Genomic DNA, 17,618 nt, shown 5'->3' with positions numbered 1-17,618 from the left:
GCGCGTGGGACCCGTGGGACGAGTCCGGCGCCGGTCGCGGCATCGCACAGGCATCGTCACCCCTCCGCCCGGGCAGGCGGAACCGGGAACCAGCTCGCCCCGCCGCCGTGTGCCGGCGCGCGGTGCGGACACCCGGGACGGCACAAGGGAGGAACCGGATGCTCGGGACGCCGGAGGCGGCCCCGTCCCGTACGGCCGGCGAGCGGCGCCGGCTGGACGCGGTGCACCGGTACGGGCTCCTGGACGACGCTCCCGACGGTGCCCTCGACCGCGTCGCCGCCCTGGCCGCGCGGCTCTTCGGCGCCCCCATGGCGACCGTCTCCGTGGTGGGCGCCGACCGGATCCGCCTCAAGGCCGCGTACGGGCCGACCGGCGCCCGCGAACTCGGCCGCGAGCCGGGGCTCGCCGCCTCGGCGATCGAGCGGGACGGGCCGTACGTGGTGCCCGACACCCTTCGCGACCCCCGTACCGCCGCGCATCCGCTGGTCCAGGGCGCGCCGGGGGTGCGGTTCTACGCCGCCGCGCCGATCACCACGCCCGGCGGGGACCGGCTGGGCACCGTGGACGTCTGGGACACCCGGCCGCGCGAGGCGGACGCGGACCGGCTGGCGGCCCTCGGTGAGCTGGCCGCGCTGGTCGCCGAGGAGCTGGAAGGCCGGCTGGCGGCGGCCCGGACCCTGGCCGCCGAGCGGCGGATGCGCACCGGCGCCGAGCGGCTGGCCCGCACCCTCCAGCGCACCCTGCTGCCCCCGGCCCTGCCGGCCGTACCCGGGCTGAGCACGGCCGCCGCCTACCACACCGCCTCCCCGGACGAGGTGGGCGGCGACTTCTACGACCTGTTCCCGCTGGCCGACGGCCGCTGGGCGTTCTTCCTGGGCGATGTCTGCGGCAAGGGCGCGGACGCCGCCGCCCTCACCTCGCTGACCCGCTACACCCTGCGCGCCGCCGCCATCCACGACCCGGACCCCGGCGCGGCGCTGGCCACCCTGGACGCGGTCCTCAAGGCCGAGTACCAGGACGGCGACCCGCGCTACTGCACGGCCGTGTTCGGGGTGCTGGAGTCCGCGCCGGACGGCTCGTTCGAGGTGGTGCTGGCCGCCGGCGGCCACCCCCCGGCCCTGGTGCTGCGCGCGGACGGCACCTCCCGGCCCGTACCCACCCCCGGCGGGCAGCTGATCGGACTGCTGCCCGCACCGCACTTCGCCCGCAACACCGTCCGGCTGGACCCGGGCGACGCCCTGCTGCTGTACACCGACGGCCTCACCGAGGCGCGGACCGACGACGGGGGGATGCTGGGCGAGGACGGCCTCGCCGACCGCCTCGCCGACCTCGCCCCGCACGGGGCCGAGGCGCTGCTGGCCGCGGTCGACAAGCTCCTCGGCGACCTCGGCGACGGCGTCAGCGACGACACCGCCCTGCTCGCCCTCTCCGTCCCCGCCCGCCCGGCCGGGGTCCCGCCCACCGCCCCCGTCCACCCAGCCCTGGCCGATCCGCCCCGCCCCACGGCCCCATCCGCACAGGAGAACCGGTGACCGAACGCACCCTTACCGTCACCTCCCGCACCCACCCCTCCGGCGCCACGGTGCTGACCGTGGACGGAGAGCTCGACCACCACACCGCGCCGCAGCTGCGCGCCGCGGTGGAGGCCGCCCCGTACCCGCCCGCCGGCACGGTGCTGGACCTGACCCGGCTGGGCTACTGCGACTCCACCGGCATCACCGTGCTGGTCACCGGCTACCACCGGGCCCAGGCCGCCGGGACGCCGCTGGTGCTGGCCGGGCTGAGCGCCGATCTGCTGCGGGTGTTCCGCATCGTCGGCCTGGACCAGATCTTCTCCTTCCGCCCCACCGTGGACGAGGCGGTGGCGGCCCTGAGCTCCTGAGTACGGCGACGGCGCCCCGTCCCCGTACACCAGCCCTACGAGAACGGGGCGCCGCCCCGGACACGGACCCGGCTCAGCCGTTGGTGGGCCCGCCGAGCGCCCAGCCGGAGACGTCCGCCGTGCGGCCCCGCCACAGCGGCGCGCTCACCGTGCCGTGCACGGACAGGAAGACCACGTCCACCAGGTGCAGGAAGGGATGCAGCCCGTCCTTGCCGGCCCCCTCGCCGTCGCCCAGCGCCTCCTGGACCGTACGGGGCAGCAGTGCCAGGTCCTCCGAGCGCTGCTCCGGCCCCGCGTTCTGGGCGACCACCTGCTCCCAGCGGCGCGCCCAGGCGGCCGAGCCGACCAGCGAACCGGCGATCACCCCGCCGGAGGTGGACAGGGTGATCCCCAGCCGGCCGTCCTCGGCGACCTCGGCCATCCGCAGCAGCACCTCCAGCTGGGCGTCCACCTCCGGCGCCGCGGCCGCGTCGCCCTGGGTGCTCCGGTCCTTCTTTCCGCTCACGCGTGTTCCTCTCGCCGTACCGGTCCCGGCAGTTCGCCGTCAGCACTCTGATGACCCCGATCGGCGCCGCCATGCCCGGTATCGGCGCGGCCGACGGCCCGTCAGCCCTTGCGGGCGGTGTGCACGGTGTGCGCGGCCAGCCAGTACAGGTCGGTGCGCCGGTGCAGTCCCAGCGGCTCGGCCGGGTCCAGCAGCCGGTCCAGTGCCACCAGGTCGTCGGCGGCGAGCGCCTCGCCGAACGCCTCCCGGTAGCGGGTGAACTGGGTGACGGCCTGGTGCCGCACCGCGTCGGTCACCGGCGCCGGGGAGTCGTGCAGGAAGGTCCGGCTGCCGCTGGGCACCAGCCCGGTGTCCGCCAGCAGGGCCCGCCAGTCGTCCACCTCGTCCTTGGCGTCCGGCAGGTCGGCCCGCATCCGGGCGAACCACTCGGCGTGCACCGCCTCGATCCGCTGCTCCAGACCGGGGCGGCCGATCCCGGGGTTGCGCGGCAGGAAGCGCTGCGGCAGCCCGCCCTCCACGATCGCCAGCAGCCCGCCCGGCCGCAGCCGCTCGGCGAACCCGGCGAGCGCGGCCCGCTGGTCGCCCAGGTGGTGCAGGGAGTTGGCCGCCCAGAGCAGATCGGCCTCGCCCAGCGCGGGCAGCTCGCCCGGCAGGTCGGCGTGCAGGGTGGTGACCCGGGCGCCCTGCGCGGTCGCGCGCCGCTCGGCCGCCGCCAGCAGCTCCGGGGTGCCGTCCACGGCGACCACCTCGGCGTACGGGAAGACCTCGGCCAGCAGGCAGGACAGCACGCCCGGCCCGCTGCCGACATCGAGGACCCGGCGGACCGTACCCGCCGGAAGGAGGCCGGCCAGCCACTGCCCGGCCTCGCGGTACAGGGGGGCCTGGAGCTCGGCGCTCTGCTCCAGCAGGGGCAGCAGCGCCGACCAGTCCAGCTCGGTGTCGTGGTCGGCGTGTCCGTGGGCGTGGGGGTGGCCGGGGTCTCGGTGATCCGCGGGGCGTTCCGCGTGGTGTTCCGCGTGGTGGGAAGTCATGGTCCCAGCGTGCGCGCCGGGACGCCGTTTCGGCGAACGCCGTTGCCGTTACGGCAAAAAGGGCCGGCCGCCGCTCAGCGGGCCCCGTGCGCCGGGGCCACCGCCTCCACCCGGGCCGCCAGGTCGAAGTCGCGCGCGGTGACCGCGCCGCCGGCGTCATGGGTGTGCACGGTGAGGTCGACGGTGTCGTAGCCGAGGGTCAGCTCCGAGTGGTGGTTCAGCTGCTGCTGGATGCTGGCCACATGCATGACCAGCGCGGCCGCCGCCACATGGTCCTCAAGGCGGTAGGTGCGGGCGATCCGGTCGCCCTCCTGGGACCAGCCGGGCAGTTCGCGCAGCCGGTCCTCGATCTCCTTCTGCGACAGCGGCTCAGTGGGCATCGGAGTGCTCCCTCGGGTCGGGGCGGACGGTACGGCCGTGACGATACGGTCCCCCGGACCGCCGCCGGGGTAACCCCTGGCCGGATCCCCACGGCCGGTCGGCCACCCGGGCCGCCGCCCGGCCGGGACGCGACCACCCGGGCCGCCCCCTGGGCTACCGTCAGCCCCATGACAACTGTCGCACCGGTCGGCGGAGTAGGGCCCCTGCTGCGGGGCTGGCGGGAGCGGCGCCGGGTCAGCCAGCTCGAACTGGCCCTGCGCGCCGACTCGTCGGCCCGGCACATCTCGTTCGTGGAGACCGGCCGCTCCCGCCCCAGCGAGGAGATGGTGCTGCGGCTCGCCGAGCATCTGGACGTACCGATGCGGGAGCGCAACGCGCTGCTGCTGGCCGCCGGTTACGCGCCCCGGTACAGCGAGACCCCGCTCGACGACCCGGCCATGGGCGCGCTGCGGGAGGGCCTGGAGCAGCTGCTGTCCGGCTACGACCCCTACCCGGCCCTGGTGGTGGACGGCCGGTACGACGTGGTCGCGGCCAACCAGGGGGTGACGGCGCTGCTGGGCGGGGTGGCCGAGCGGCTGCTCGCCGCGCCGCTGAACGCGATGCGGCTCACCCTGCACCCGGAGGGCCTCGCCCCGCGGATCCGCAACCTGCGCCAGTGGCGGGCGCATCTGCTGGGGCAGCTGCGGCGGGCCGCCGAGACCACCGCCCCGGCCCGCGCCCGGCCGCTGCGCGAGCTGTACGAGGAGGTGGCGGCCTATCCGGCCCCGGCCGGCCCGGACGACACCGACGACCCGGACGACCCCGCCCCCTACCGGGCCTTCGCACTGCCGATGCGGCTGGAGCAGGACGGCCGGGTGCTGTCGTTCGTGTCGTCCATCGCCACCTTCAACACCCCGCTGGACGTGACCGTCGCGGAGCTGGCCATCGAGACGCTGCTGCCGGCCGACCCGGAGACGGTCGCCTACCTCCGCTCCCGCTGACCGCGGGCGGGACACCGGAGCCCGGTCGCAGTGCGGCGACCGGGTCCCGGCGCACCCCACGATGCCCGGGGCGCCCCGGCCCCGTCGATGACCCCGCAGGTCATCCCCCGAAGCCCGGGGCTCACTCCAGCAGGGCGGCGATCCGCTCCGCCGTCCAGTGCCCGGCCGCGCCGGGCCGGGCCGCGAGATAGGCGGTGACCGCGTCCTCGTCCCAGGCCCCGGTGGCCAGCAGCCCGGCGGCCAGATGGCGCAGATAGCCGGCCGAGGGGACGGTATGCTCCACCTCGTCCATCCGCCAGGGCGCGGTGAAGGTCAGCAGCGGGCGGCCGTCCAGCATCCCGGGGTGGACCAGCGTCTCGTAGCGGCCCTCCCCGCAGGCCGCCCGCCCGTCCCGCAGCACCGGCCCCAGGTCCAGGTCGGCGCCCGGCTCGCGGTACATCTCCTGGGCGGCCAGATCGGAGAACTGCACCGCGGTCAGCAGATGGGCGCGGGCCAGCACCCGGCCGGGCGCCTCCGGATCGTAGAACGCCCGTCCGCCCGTCCACACGGGTGACTCGGTGGCGAAGTACACCGCTCCGGCCAGCTCCACCGGCACCGAGGCCGAGGGCATCCGCGGCTCCCGGCTGCCCGGGTACTCGCGGGTGGCCTCCGGCGGGCGGCCGCCGAGCAGGTAGTAGGCCAGACGGTCCACATGGAGGTTGGAGCCGTACGCCGCGTACCAGACTTCCCTCGTCATACCCCGACGGTAGAGGCGCGGCGCGTGAAGCTGCCCTGTCGGCCCGCTTAAGAAAACCTCGATGGACGCGGGCGGCCGGGCTGGGCAGATTGGTCCCCGTCCGCGATCTCTCCCGTCTCCCCCGTCCCCCGCTCCCCTCCTCCCCCACTCCCCACCGCAGCCTGGAGCCGCAACCGATGAAGGCACTCGTCAAGCACAAGGCCGAGCCCGGGCTCTGGCTCATGGACGTCCCCGAGCCCGAGACCGGCCCCACCGATGTGCTGATCCGGGTGCTGCGCACCGGTATCTGCGGCACCGACCTGCACATCCGCTCCTGGGACGGCTGGGCCCAGGGCGCGGTGAGGACCCCGCTGGTGCTCGGGCACGAGTTCGTCGGCGAGGTCGCGCGGGTCGGCGCGGACGTCAGCGACATCGCGGTGGGCGACCTGGTCAGCGGCGAGGGCCATCTGGTGTGCGGCAAGTGCCGCAACTGCCTGGCCGGTCGGCGCCACCTCTGCCGGGCCACGGTCGGCCTCGGGGTCGGCCGGGACGGGGCCTTCGCGGAGTACGTGGCGCTGCCCGCGTCCAATGTGTGGGTGCACCGCACCCCGGTGGACCTGGATGTGGCGGCGATCTTCGACCCGTTCGGCAACGCCGTGCACACCGCGCTCTCCTTCCCGCTGGTCGGCGAGGACGTGCTGATCACCGGCGCGGGCCCGATCGGTGTGATGGCCGCGGCGGTGGCCCGGCACGCCGGCGCCCGCAACGTGGTCGTCACCGACGTCAGCGAGTCCCGCCTCGAACTGGCCCGCAAGGCCGGCGCGACCCTGGCGGTCAACGTGGCCGAGCAGACCATCGAGGACGCCCAGCGCACCCTGGGCCTGCGCGAGGGCTTCGACATCGGCCTGGAGATGTCCGGGAACGCGCAGGCGATGCGCGGGATGGTCGACAACATGACGCACGGCGGCCGGATCGCGATGCTCGGGCTCCCGGCCGAGGAGTTCGCGGTCGACTGGGCGAAGATCGTCACCTCCATGATCACCGTGAAGGGGATCTACGGCCGGGAGATGTTCGAGACCTGGTACGCGATGACGGTCCTGCTGGAGGGCGGTCTCGACCTCACCCCGGTGATCACCGGCAGCTACTCCTACCAGGACTTCGACGCCGCCTTCGACGAGGCCGCCACCGCCCGCAGCGGCAAGATCATCCTGGACTGGTCCTCGGCCGGCGCCTGATCCGGCATCCCTTCCGCCCTCACCCTAGGAGTCTTCCTCATGTACGCGTCCGTCCGCGACGAGCTGCGCGCCACCCTCGACGAGATCCGCGAGGCCGGGCTGTTCAAGCCCGAGCGGGTCATCACCACCCCGCAGTCCGCCGCGATCTCGGTGGCTGCGAAGGACGCCGACGGCGGCGAGGTGCTCAACTTCTGCGCCAACAACTACCTCGGCCTGGCCGACCACCCCGAGGTGGTCGCCGCCGCCAAGGAGGCGCTGGACCGCTACGGCTACGGGATGGCCTCGGTCCGCTTCATCTGCGGCACCCAGGACGTGCACAAGGAGCTGGAGGCGCGGCTCTCGGCGTTCCTCGGCCAGGAGGACACGATCCTCTACTCCTCCTGCTTCGACGCCAACGGCGGCGTCTTCGAGACCCTGCTCGGCCCGGAGGACGCGGTCATCTCCGACGCCCTCAACCACGCCTCCATCATCGACGGCATCCGCCTCTCCAAGGCCCGCCGCCACCGCTACGCCAACCGGGACATGGCCGAGCTGGAGCAGCAGCTCAAGGACACCCAGGACGCCCGCCGCCGGCTGATCGTCACCGACGGCGTGTTCTCCATGGACGGCTACATCGCCCCGCTGCCCGAGATCTGCGACCTCGCCGACCGCTATGACGCGATGGTGATGGTGGACGACTCGCACGCCGTCGGCTTCACCGGCCCCGGCGGGCGCGGCACCCCCGAGCTGCACGGGGTGATGGACCGCGTGGACATCATCACCGGCACCCTGGGCAAGGCCCTGGGCGGCGCCTCCGGCGGCTATGTCGCCGCCCGCGCCGAGATCGTCGCCCTGCTGCGGCAGCGCTCCCGCCCGTACCTCTTCTCCAACTCCCTCGCCCCGGTCATCGCCGCCGCCTCGCTGAAGGTCCTGGACCTGCTGGAGACCGCCGGTGAGCTGCGCGAGCGCCTGGAGGCCAACACCAAGCTGTTCCGCAGCCGGATGACCGAGGAGGGCTTCGAGATCCTGCCCGGCGAGCACCCCATCGCCCCGGTGATGATCGGCGACGCGGCCGAGGCGGGGCGGATGGCCGAACTGCTGCTGGAGCGCGGCGTCTACGTGATCGGCTTCTCCTACCCCGTCGTCCCCCTGGGCCAGGCCCGGATCCGGGTCCAGCTCTCCGCCGCGCACTCCGAGGCGGATGTGCAGCGGGCGGTGGCCGCGTTCGTCGAGGCGCGGTCGGTGATGGCCGCCGGGTGACCGGCTTCGGCGGTCGCGCGACAATGGCGGGGTGATCGACCCCCGCCGTCTGCGCATCCTGCGGGCCGTGGCGGACCACCGTACGGTGACCGCCGCGGCCGCCGCGCTGTATCTGACCCCCTCCGCCGTCTCCCAGCAGCTCGCCGCGCTCGAACAGGAGACCGGGCACACCCTGCTCAACCGCAGCGGGCGGGGCGTCACCCTGACCTCCGCCGGGGAGATCCTGCTGAACCACGCCAACGAGGTGCTGGCCCAGCTGGAACGCGCCGAAGCCGAGCTGGCGGCCTACGCCGCCGGGACCGGGGGCGAGGTGGTGGTGGCCGCGTTCGCCACCGGCATCGCGGAGGTGCTGGCCCCGGCGATCGCCCGGCTCGCCGGGAGCCACCCGGGCATCCGGGTCCGCGTCCGGGACGCCGAGGGCGACGCGTCCCTGCCGATGGTGCTGGACGGGGAGGCGGACCTCGCGGTCGCCGTCGAGTACCGGGGCGCCCCGCGCGACGGCGACCCTCGGCTGGCCCGCGTCCCGCTCTACGCCGAACCCTTCGACGCGGTGCTGCCCACCGGGCACCCGCTGTCGGTCTCCCCCACGGTGGCCGTCGCCGAGCTGGCCGACTGCGACTGGATCGCGCCCTACCCGGGCAACCCCTGCCACGACATGGTCGCCCTCGCCTGCGAGCTGGCCGGCTTCTCGCCCCGGGTGCTGCACTCCTCGGACGACTTCCGCGCGGCGGTGGCGCTGGCGGGCGCGGGGGCCGGGGTGGCACTGGTACCGCGCTCGGCGCTGAGCGGGATGGAGCTGAAGGACGTGGTCGTCCGCCCGGTCTCGGGGCCCGGCGCCTACCGCCGCGTCTTCGCCGCGACCCGGCGCGGGGCGGAGGCGCATCCGCTGGTACGGCCGGTGCTGGAGGCGCTGGCGGCGTCCGCGGCGTAGTGCCTGGCCGGGTGTTCGACTGCGGGCCGGTGGGTTCGCCGGCGCGGGTGGGTCTGTGACCCGTCTCGCCGTGGTCGCGCACTACCGGGCCGATGGCCCGCACCGGCCGGACGCCGCGGCGCGTGGGAGGCGGGCCCGGCGGTGCTGGTCATGGGGGGCCTGTAACCCGCGGCCGGGCCCCTCGGACGGCTACGCGCCGGGAAACGCCCGACCGGGCGACGCGGGTTACGCCACCGGGCGGCGCCGGCTGGCCCGCGCGGCCATCACCGCGTAGACGAGGACCCCGGCGAAGAGGAACAGCACGCCCTGGTAGACCGCGGCGTAGCCGGATCCGGCGACCAGCCAGAGGGAGAAGGCGAAGGCGAGCAGGGCGAGGACGCCGTCCCGGATGAGGCGGGGGCGGTTGACGCGGTCGGCCCGGCCGGTGAGCAGGAAGTGGATCTGGGCGGCGGTGGAGAGCAGGTACGGAACGGTGGCGGTGAAGGTGGTGACCAGGACCAGGGTCTCGAAGACCCCGGCGGGGCCGGCCGTGTAGTTGTAGACGGTCAGCAGGGAGGCGAGCACCACGGTGGTGAGGACGCCGTAGGTGGGGACGCCGCGCCGCTTGTGGGTGAAGAAGCGGGGGAAGAGGCCGTCCTGGGCGGCGGCGTAGGGGGTCTGGGCGCTGAGCAGGGTCCAGCCGTTGAGGGCGCCGACCATGGAGACCAGGGCCATGCAGGCGACGGCGGTGCCGCCCCAGGTGCCGCCGAACATGGCGTTGACGGCGTCGGTGAAGGGGGCGCTGGAGCCGATGAGCCGGTCGTGGGCGACCAGGCCGAAGACGGAGAGGGTGCCCAGGAGGTAGAGGCTCGCGGCGCCGAGGGTGCCGAGGATGGTGGCGCGGCCGACGTTGCGGCGGGGGTCGCGGACCTCGCCGGCGCTGACCGCGGCGGACTCCACGCCGAGGTAGCTGAAGAGCAGGATCGCGGCGGAGGCGGAGATCGCGCCGGCCGCGCTGGTGGAACCGGTCTGGAAGGGGCCGAGGTTGGCGGAGTCGAAGAAGAACAGCCCGCCGACGGCGACCAGCAGGAGCGGGACGAACTTGAGCACGGTGGCGGTGAGCTGGACCGCGCCGACGTAGCGGGTGCCGGCCAGGTTGGCGAGGGCGGGCAGCCACTGGACGGCGAGGGCGGCGGCGATGGTGGCGGCCGTGGAGTGCCGGACGGGGATCAGGACGTCCAGATAGCCGACCGCGGCGACGGCGAGCGCGGCGTTGGAGACCCAGGTGGTGATCCAGTAGGACCAGGCGGTGAGGAAGCCGGCGAAGTCGCCGAAGGCCTCGCGGGCGTAGACATAGGGGCCGCCGGTCTGCGGGTGCCTCTCGGCGAGGCGGCCGAAGACCAGGGCGAGGGTGAGGGCGCCGGCGGTGAGCACGCCGAAGGCGACCAGGCTGATGGTGCCGTAGGGGGCGACGGAGGCGGGGAGCAGGAAGATGCCGCCGCCGATGATGTTCCCCATGACCAGGGCGGTCGCGACCGGGAGGCCGAACCGCCGGGAGTGCCTGCTCTGCTCGTCGGGGGTGACCGGGGGGTTGAGCGTGGTCATGAGGGTGGTGCGCCTTTCGCCGTGCAAACCCGAACATGCTCGGGGTAGGGCGAAGGCTGCACCAAATCAGTCGTTTTTGTGCGGCGTGACGCGGCTGGTGACCGGAAATGCTTCGCTGGGGCGTGTGTGCGGCGGTGAATTCTGCGCCGTGCGGTCCACCGGTATCTGGGGTCCCGGGCCTTCGGTGAGCCAGCGGCGGAGGACCCGGTGGACCTGTTCGGCGCCGACCAGGGCGGAGCCGGCGGGCTGGGGGTCCGGGACGGGTGGGGTGAGGGTCACCGGCCAGAGCAGGAAGGCGTGGGACTGCTCGCCGCCGAGGCCGCCGTGCGAGCCGATCTGCTCCTCGAAGGCGTGCACGGTGCCGGTCGCCGGGTGGTAGCGGGAGTTGACCATGAGGTCGGCGGTGTGCGGGAAGGAGTCGGTGCGCCGGACGGCGTCGGCGGCGCCGGGGCCGAAGCCGGCCAGCGGGCCCTGGTCGTCGGCCAGGTCGTCCACGGGCACCTCGGCCCCGTCGGGGCCGAGGACGAGGGAGCCGTGCCGCTCGCTGCGGACCAGCAGGAAGCCGATGCCGGGGTGGTCGGCCAGGGTGCGCAGCAGCGCGGGGTGGCGCCGGTCGATCTCCTCCCTGGAGGCCCGGTAGGGGATGTCCGGGAAGGAGACCAGGCCGAGGTTGCCGGAGGCCAGTACGACGGGGTCGGTGCCGTGTTCGGGCGGGGGGCCCGCCTCCTCGTCCTCGGGGGGCGGCAGGTGCACCGCGCTGCGCAGGGTGTCGCGGGCCTCGGCGCCGCCGGTCCGGCGCTGGGCGTGCCGGGGTACGGGCAGTCCGCAGCCGGACCGGACCAGGTCGCGCAGGCTCAGCCCGTACGCGGACTCGAAGGTCTCACCGGGGCTCTGCCCGTGGTCGGAGAGGAGCACGATCCGGTAGGGGCGCGGGGCGTGCGCGGCGACCTCGGCGATCAGGGAGATGGAGCGGTCGAGGCGGCGCAGCACGGCCGCGGCGTCGCGGCTGCGCGGTCCGGAGTGGTGGGCCACCTCGTCGTAGGCGACCAGGTCGGCGTAGATCGCGGTGCGGCCGGAGAACATGTCGCCGATGACGGCGGCGACCACCACGTCCCGCTCGACGGTGGTGGCGAAGGCGCGGATCAGCGGGTAGAGCCCGCCGCGGCCGACCCGGGGGTGGTCGCCGCGCAGCCGGGCGCGGGTGGACTGGCCGATCTCGCGGAAGGCCTCGGCGGCGAAGGAGAGCGCGGTGCGCACCGCGTTGGCGGGGTCGCGGAAGTAGGCGAAGTAGCCGGCCCGGGAGCGGTTGCGGCGGCCCCGGCGGGCGGAGACGGAGAGCACCAGGGCCAGCTGGTCGGCGCCGCCGCTGAAGAGGTTGCCGCGGCTGGCGCCGTCCAGGGTGAGCAGTCCGCCGTCGCCGGTGCGCTCGATGGCGCGGCGCTGGAGTTCGGCGGCGCTGCCGGGGCGGTTGCTGACCATGGTCCGGCCGGTGTCCTTCTCGTACCAGCGGAAGGCGGGGACGTCGTGGTTGGAGCCGTGCAGGATGCCGAGCTGGCTGGCGCCGGTCTGGCTGGACCAGTCGGTGCGCCAGGGGGTGAGCCGGTGGGTGGTGCCGAGCCAGGAGGCGACGGTGGGCATGGTGCCGTCGGCGACGGCGTCCCGCAGCACCTGGCAGCCGACGCCGTCGAGCTGGAGGAAGAGGGTGCCGGGGGCGGCGTCCGGGGCACCGTCCGGGGGTGCGGTGCGGCGGCGGCCGGCGAGCCGGTGGAGCCGGCGGCGGTAGGCGGCGTCGTCGCGGACGGCGAGGGCGGTGGAGGTGGCGGAGGCGACGGCCGACATCACGGCGGCGACCACCACGGCGTCCCGCGGGTCGGCCTCGCCGCCGCGCTCGGGGATGACCCAGAGGGCGACCAGCAGCAGGGAGCCGTTGATGGCGAAGCCGAGCAGCCCGAGGACCAGGGCGGGCACCAGCAGCAGGGCTCGGACCAGCAGGGGCCAGACCAGGGCGCCGAGGAGCCCGAAGGCGCCGGCGGCCCAGGCGGCGGTGACGGCGGTGCGGGTGATGGACTCGCCGTCCTCGGACTGGAGCTGGACATCGGGCAGGATCCCGGCGAGCGCCAGCAGGGTGAGGCTGGAGGCGGCCCAGACCAGGGTGACCCGCAGCAGGGTGGCCCCGGCGGTCTTCAGGGCGCGGCGCATCCCGGGCGAGGAAGAGCGCCGGTGGCCGAAGGCCGAGAGGTGGGCCTCGGGGGCGTCCGGCTCGGCCGGATGGTCGGCGAGGGCGTGCGGATCGTACGCGGCCCACTGCCCGGAGTCGTACGGGGAGGGGTCTGCGGAGGCTCTGCCGGGGGTGCCGGGCTCGCGCTGCTGCTCGTCGCTCACGGCCGGCGCGCTCCTCGGGGGCACGCGGCGGGATCCGGCTCCTCCAGTGGCGTCGGGCTCGCCATACGTACACCGTGCATGCGGATGACCCTACTCCCCGCCGCGCGGGGCCCGGCAGCCGCGTGTTTAGGCTCGGGCGCTGGGGCGAAGGAGCCCGGTAGGCGCGGTGACGGGGCGGCGTCCGGCGGTGGCCGGAGGCGCGGACGGGCCGCGGGAGCGAGGAGGACGGACGGGTGGCGGTCGAGGTCACATGGTGGGGGCACGCCACCTGCACGGTCGAGGACTCGGGGACGCGGGTGCTCACCGACCCGCTGTTCGCGCGGCGGCTGGCGCATCTGCGGCGGCGGCGCGGGGCGGTGCCGACCGAAGAGGCGGCCCGGGCCGACGCCGTACTGGTGTCGCATCTGCACTCCGACCATCTGCATCTGCCCTCGCTGGCCCGGCTGGCGCCGGGGACCCGGGTGGTGGTGCCGAGGGGCGCGCCGCGGGCGGTGCCGGGGCTGCGGCGGCTGGCCAGGGTGCTGCGGCTGACCGAGGTGGCGGCGGGTGAGGAGGTGAAGGTCGGCCCGCTGGTGGTGCGGGCGGTGCCGGCGCGCCATGACGGGCGGCGGCTGCCGGTGGGCCGGGAGCGGGCACCGGCGCTGGGCTATGTGGTCGCCGGGGAGGCGCGGACGTACTTCGCCGGGGACACCGGGCTGTTCGACGCGATGACGGAGGCGGTGGGCGCGGTGGATGTGGCGCTGCTGCCGGTCGGCGGCTGGGGGCCGTTCCTGGGCCCGGGCCATCTGGACGCGCGGCGGGCGGCCGAGGCGCTGGCCGCGCTGGGGCCGGGCGCGGCGGTGCCGGTGCACTACGGCACGTACTGGCCGATCGGGATGGACGGGGTGCGGCCGCACGAGTTCCACTCCCCCGGCGAGGAGTTCGTCCGGCACGCGGCCCGGCTGGCGCCGGGCACGGTGGTGCACCGGCTGGAGCACGGGCAGAGTGTGCGCCCGGAGGTGGGGCGTTGATAGAGACGCTGCTGGGCGAGCTGCCGTCGCCGGGTACGCAGTCGGCGGTGGGCTATCCGTCGCTGTTCCTGCTGGTGGCGCTGGGCGCGCTGGTGCCGGTGGTGCCGACCGGGGCGATCGTCAGCTCGGCGGCCGTGGTCGCCTTCCACCAGGCGGCGCCGCCGCTGCCGCTGCTGGCGGTGTTCGCGGTGGCCTCGGCGGCGGCCTTCGCCGGGGATGTGGCGCTGTACTGGCTGGGCCGGCGCGGAGTGCACTCCGAGCACGGCTCGAAGTGGCTGGCGGCGCTGAAGCGGCGGGCGGCGCCGGAGCGGCTGGAGCAGGCCCAGGAGAAGGTGCACGAGCACCGGATCTCGGTGCTGGTGCTGTCCCGGCTGGTCCCGGCGGGCCGCATCCCGGTGATGCTGGCCTGCCTGCTGGCGGAGCTGCCGCTGAGCCGCTTCCTGCGGGGCAATCTGCTGGCCTGCCTGGCGTGGGCGCTGACGTACCAGCTGATCGGCATCCTGGGCGGTTCGCTGTTCGCCGAGCCGTGGGAGGGGGTCGCGGCGGCGGTGGCGCTGACGGTGCTGGTGAGCGCGGTGCCGTGGCTGTGGCACCGGCTGCAACGCCGCCGGCGCCACGCCTGAGGCGTCCCGGAGCGGTCACGGTGGCTACGGCGGCTACGGCAGTACGCGGGAGCCGCCGACCGGCAGGTCCCAGAGCCGTTCGCGGGCCAGTCCGGCGCGCCGCCAGGCGGCTCGCACCCGGGTGAGCGGTTCCAGCACGGGTTCCGCGGAGAGCACGAAGGTGGCCCAGTGCATGGGTGCCATGTTCCGCGCGCCGAGGTCCAGGAAGGCCTGGACGGCCTCCTCGGGGTCGGTGTGCACATCCCGCAGCCACCAGCGGGGGGCGTAGGCGCCGATGGGCAGCAGGGCGAGGTCGATACCGGGGTGGCGGGCGCCGATCTCGCCGAACCAGTGGCCGTATCCGGAGTCCCCGGCGAAGTAGACCTTCCGCCCGTCCGGGGCGGTGAGCACCCAGCCGCCCCACAGGGTGCGGCAGGTGTCGGCGACACCGCGCCGGGACCAGTGGTGGGCGGGGACGAAGTCGAGGCGCACCCCGTCGAGTTCGGCCGACTCCCACCAGTCCAGCTCGGTGACCCGGCTGAACCGGCGGCGCCGGAACCAGCGGCCGAGCCCGGCGGGGACGAACACGGGGGTGGTGCGGGGCAGCCGGCGGATGGTGGGCGCGTCGAGGTGGTCGTAGTGGTTGTGGCTGACGACCACGGCGTCGATCGGCGGCAGCTCCTCCCAGCGCACCCCCACCGGGGTGATCCTGGCCGGGGTGCCGAGGATGCGGCGGGACCAGACCGGGTCGGTGAGCAGGGTCAGTCCGCCGGTACGGACGATCCAGCTGGCGTGCCCGGCCCAGGTGACGGCGGTGGTGTCCGGTCCGACCGGGGGCAGCGGCTCCGGTTCGAAGGGCAGATGGGGGATGTCGTGCAGCCCGTCCGCCCGGGGCCGGATGGCGCCCTCCCGGGCCAGTCGCGCCATGGCCCGTACGCCGGGCAGCGGCGCGGTGAGCCGGTCGGCGAAGGAGCGGGGCCAGGGGCGGAGATGCGGGTGGGCGAGCGGATGCGGGCCCAGAGCCCCGGCGACCGCCCCGGGAATGGCGGGCGGCCGAGGGGCCCGCGCGGGCCCCTCGGGGGGCGTGGGCGGATGGGCGGTTGCGGGCACTTCGGTGGACGGGGCCGCTTCGGCGGGCGGTGCGTCGGTGGGCGCGGGGCCGGCCGATACGGGATGGGTGGTGCCGGTGGGCCTGGCGTCGGCGGGACCGGCATCGGTGGGCGCGGCGTTGGTGGGGCCGGGGCCGGTAGGGCTGGCGGGTGCGGCCGGATGGGCGGACGCGGGCGTTTCGGCGGGCGGCGCGTCGGTGGGCGCGGGGCCAGCCGATACGGCACGGGTAGGGCCGGTGGGCCCGGCATCGGCGGGACCGGCATCGGTGGGCGCGGGGTTGGCGGGGCCGGTGGGCGCGTCCCTCGACGCGGCATCGGTGGGGCCGAGGCCGGTAGGGCTGGTGGGTGCGGCCGGATGGGCGGACGCGGGCGTTTCGGCGGGCGGCGCGTCGGTGGGCGCGGGGCTGGCCGATACGGCATGGGTGGGGCCAGTGGGTTTGGTGGGCGGTGCGTCGGTGGGCGCGGGGCCGGCCGATACGGCATGGGTGGGACCAGTGGGCGCGGCGTCCCTGGGCGCGGCATCGGTGGGGCCAGGGCCGGTAGGGCTGGCGGGTACGGCCGGATGGGCGGACGCGGGCGTTTCGGCGGGCGGCGCGTCGGTGGGCGCGGGGTTGGCGGGGCCGGTAGGCGCGGTGTTGGTGGGGCCAGGGCCGGTAGGGCTGGCGGGTGCGGGGGCGGTATGCGCGGCGTCGCTGGGGCCGGTGGGGTCGGGGTCGGTGGGGCCGGTGGGGGCGGTCCGTTCCGTCATCGGCCAGCTCCGTTCGCCGGGGTGCGGTGCAGTTCGTGGAAGGCGGCCGCGAGCCGGTCCAGCGCGGCCGCCACCTCGGGCAGCTCCAGCGGGTCGTCCGCGGTCAGGGCCCGGCCGCCCGGGTCGGGGGGCGCGCCCAGCAGCGGGGCGGTGTCCAGCCGTACCCGCAGGGCGCCGAGGTCGTCGCCGAACCGGTGCCCGCCGGGCGCCGGGAAGCCGAGCCCCTCGCCGAGGTACTCCTCCAGCTCCATGGCGTCGGTCACCCCGCGGGCGGCGAGCTGCCCGCGCAGCGGGGTGAGGTCGGCGTAGAGGCACCGTCCGGCCTGCGGTGGCCGGGCGAGCCCGCCGCTGGCCAGCACCGTCCGGTGGGCGGCGGCGGCCACCCGGCCGTGCAGGGCGGCCGAGGCGGCGGCCCGGGCGGCGACCGGCGCGGGCTCGCGCAGCGCGTGGGTGGCGGCCGCGGCGACCGGCGCGGCCAGTTGGGCGCCCAGCGCGGTGAGCCGGTCCAGGGCGTCGGCCCGCCAGCGGGCGCCGCGCTCTCCGGCGGGGAAGCGCGCGACGGCGGCGGGCCAGGCGGCCGGGGCGAGCGCGCCGGCCAGGTCGGCCAGCACGGTGGTGTCCTCGGGGCACATCTCGGAGGGGCTGACCAGCACGGTGCCGCCCGGGTCGTGCGCGGTGTCCCGCCAGGTCTCGTCACTGACGATGTGCAGCCCCTCGCCGACGGCCGCCTCGCAGGCCTCGCGCACCAGCTCGGGCGGGGCCGCGGTGCCGGTGGGGTCGTCGGCGACCGAGACCAGCAGCAGCCCGGGGCGGCCGCCCTCGGCCCGTACCCGGCGGATGGTCTCCAGCAGGGCGTACGGGTCGGGCACGCCGCCGCACTCGGCCGGGACGGGCACGTGGTACGCGGGCCGGCCCAGCAGCCGGGCCTGCGGCGCCCACCAGGCGGGGCAGGGCCGGGGCAGCAACAGGTCGCCGTCGTGCGCGGCGATGATCGCGGAGAGCAGTACCGGGGCGCCGGGCGCGGCGGCCAGGTCGTTCGGCCCGCAGTGCACCCCGCGCCGCCGCCAGTAGCCCCCGGCCGCCTCGCACAGCTCGGGGCCGCCGCCGGGCGGTGCGGGTTCCCCGCTGCCGGCCGCGGCGGCGACCACGTCGGCCAGCTCGGGCAGCACCGGCAGCCCGGACGCGGGGCCCGGTGGCTGCGGCCCGTAGCGCACCGGGCCGCGCCCCTCGGTGACCGGCTGCCGCATACGCGCTCACCTCCGCCGTACCGTCGCCGCCCCGGAC

The 17,618-nt window shown here is 75.9% G+C and carries 16 protein-coding genes; 8 read left to right on the top strand and 8 right to left on the bottom strand.

Annotation, left to right across the window (positions count from 1 at the left end; translation table 11 throughout):
* Nucleotides 1-158 precede the first annotated feature (158 nt).
* Both M1O15_RS19790 and M1O15_RS19785 read left to right on the top strand, forming a co-directional pair.
* On the top strand, nucleotides 159-1,532 hold the full coding sequence (locus M1O15_RS19790; protein ID WP_248635295.1) for a PP2C family protein-serine/threonine phosphatase: 1,374 nt from the start codon (nucleotides 159-161) through the stop codon (nucleotides 1,530-1,532).
* A complete protein-coding gene (locus tag M1O15_RS19785; RefSeq protein WP_248635294.1) occupies nucleotides 1,529-1,882 on the top strand; it encodes an STAS domain-containing protein in 354 nt (117 codons plus the stop codon). The genes M1O15_RS19790 and M1O15_RS19785 overlap by 4 nt, the downstream gene beginning before the upstream one ends.
* Before the next feature lie 73 nt (nucleotides 1,883-1,955).
* Here M1O15_RS19785 and M1O15_RS19780 read toward each other — a convergent pair whose 3' ends face one another.
* The 3 genes from M1O15_RS19780 to M1O15_RS19770 form a co-directional block, all read right to left on the bottom strand.
* Nucleotides 1,956-2,387 (bottom strand): GvpU-like protein, encoded by a 432-nt coding sequence (locus M1O15_RS19780; protein WP_248635293.1) that lies wholly within the window; start codon nucleotides 2,385-2,387, stop codon nucleotides 1,956-1,958.
* Nucleotides 2,388-2,488: 101 nt separating this feature from the next.
* Complete coding sequence (locus M1O15_RS19775; RefSeq protein WP_248635291.1) at nucleotides 2,489-3,418, bottom strand: class I SAM-dependent methyltransferase; 930 nt, start codon at nucleotides 3,416-3,418, stop codon at nucleotides 2,489-2,491.
* Between the two features lie 74 nt (nucleotides 3,419-3,492).
* Nucleotides 3,493-3,798: a 4a-hydroxytetrahydrobiopterin dehydratase gene (locus M1O15_RS19770; RefSeq protein WP_248635290.1), complete on the bottom strand. Its 306-nt coding sequence runs from the start codon at nucleotides 3,796-3,798 to the stop codon at nucleotides 3,493-3,495.
* A 168-nt stretch (nucleotides 3,799-3,966) separates the two neighbouring features.
* On the opposite strand from M1O15_RS19770, the gene M1O15_RS19765 reads away from it, so the two are divergent.
* Nucleotides 3,967-4,779 (top strand): helix-turn-helix domain-containing protein, encoded by an 813-nt coding sequence (locus M1O15_RS19765; RefSeq protein ID WP_248635288.1) that lies wholly within the window; start codon nucleotides 3,967-3,969, stop codon nucleotides 4,777-4,779.
* A gap of 121 nt (nucleotides 4,780-4,900) precedes the next feature.
* Here M1O15_RS19765 and M1O15_RS19760 read toward each other — a convergent pair whose 3' ends face one another.
* Nucleotides 4,901-5,515 (bottom strand): histone deacetylase, encoded by a 615-nt coding sequence (locus tag M1O15_RS19760; RefSeq protein WP_248635286.1) that lies wholly within the window; start codon nucleotides 5,513-5,515, stop codon nucleotides 4,901-4,903.
* 176 nt (nucleotides 5,516-5,691) lie between these two features.
* Between M1O15_RS19760 and tdh the strand changes: the two genes are divergently transcribed.
* The 3 genes from tdh to M1O15_RS19745 are packed head-to-tail and all read left to right on the top strand — an operon-like array spanning nucleotide 5,692 to nucleotide 8,899.
* Entirely contained in the window at nucleotides 5,692-6,729 is a 1,038-nt protein-coding gene (tdh, locus tag M1O15_RS19755) for an L-threonine 3-dehydrogenase (protein WP_248635284.1), read from the top strand.
* A gap of 39 nt (nucleotides 6,730-6,768) precedes the next feature.
* Complete coding sequence (locus tag M1O15_RS19750) at nucleotides 6,769-7,968, top strand: glycine C-acetyltransferase (RefSeq protein ID WP_248635282.1); 1,200 nt, start codon at nucleotides 6,769-6,771, stop codon at nucleotides 7,966-7,968.
* Nucleotides 7,969-7,999: 31 nt separating this feature from the next.
* The gene (locus M1O15_RS19745) at nucleotides 8,000-8,899 is read left to right on the top strand and encodes a LysR family transcriptional regulator (protein ID WP_248635280.1); all 900 of its coding nucleotides are present in this window, start codon (nucleotides 8,000-8,002) and stop codon (nucleotides 8,897-8,899) included.
* 225 nt (nucleotides 8,900-9,124) lie between these two features.
* On the opposite strand, the gene M1O15_RS19740 is transcribed toward M1O15_RS19745, so the two are convergent.
* Nucleotides 9,125-10,483, bottom strand: a complete 1,359-nt coding sequence (locus M1O15_RS19740; protein ID WP_248635278.1) for an amino acid permease — start codon at nucleotides 10,481-10,483, stop codon at nucleotides 9,125-9,127.
* A 66-nt stretch (nucleotides 10,484-10,549) separates the two neighbouring features.
* Nucleotides 10,550-12,682, bottom strand: coding sequence for a phage holin family protein (locus tag M1O15_RS19735; protein ID WP_248635412.1), 2,133 nt, complete (start codon nucleotides 12,680-12,682; stop codon nucleotides 10,550-10,552).
* Between the two features lie 416 nt (nucleotides 12,683-13,098).
* Here M1O15_RS19735 and M1O15_RS19730 point away from each other — a divergent pair, with 416 nt between their 5' ends.
* Nucleotides 13,099-13,875, top strand: coding sequence for an MBL fold metallo-hydrolase (locus tag M1O15_RS19730; RefSeq protein ID WP_248635277.1), 777 nt, complete (start codon nucleotides 13,099-13,101; stop codon nucleotides 13,873-13,875).
* A complete protein-coding gene (locus tag M1O15_RS19725) occupies nucleotides 13,872-14,498 on the top strand; it encodes a DedA family protein (RefSeq protein ID WP_248635276.1) in 627 nt (208 codons plus the stop codon). Before M1O15_RS19730 ends, M1O15_RS19725 begins: the two co-directional genes overlap by 4 nt.
* A 33-nt stretch (nucleotides 14,499-14,531) precedes the next feature.
* On the opposite strand, the gene M1O15_RS19720 is transcribed toward M1O15_RS19725, so the two are convergent.
* A complete protein-coding gene (locus tag M1O15_RS19720) occupies nucleotides 14,532-15,587 on the bottom strand; it encodes an MBL fold metallo-hydrolase (protein WP_372499515.1) in 1,056 nt (351 codons plus the stop codon).
* Between the two features lie 743 nt (nucleotides 15,588-16,330).
* Nucleotides 16,331-17,581 (bottom strand): aminotransferase class I/II-fold pyridoxal phosphate-dependent enzyme, encoded by a 1,251-nt coding sequence (locus tag M1O15_RS19715; protein ID WP_248635275.1) that lies wholly within the window; start codon nucleotides 17,579-17,581, stop codon nucleotides 16,331-16,333.
* Between the last annotated feature and the right edge of the window lie 37 nt (nucleotides 17,582-17,618).

Source organism: Streptomyces lichenis (assembly GCF_023218175.1).
Classification (GTDB): Bacteria; Actinomycetota; Actinomycetes; order Streptomycetales; family Streptomycetaceae; genus Streptomyces; species Streptomyces lichenis.
This window is presented reverse-complemented; position numbering and strand designations above follow the sequence as displayed.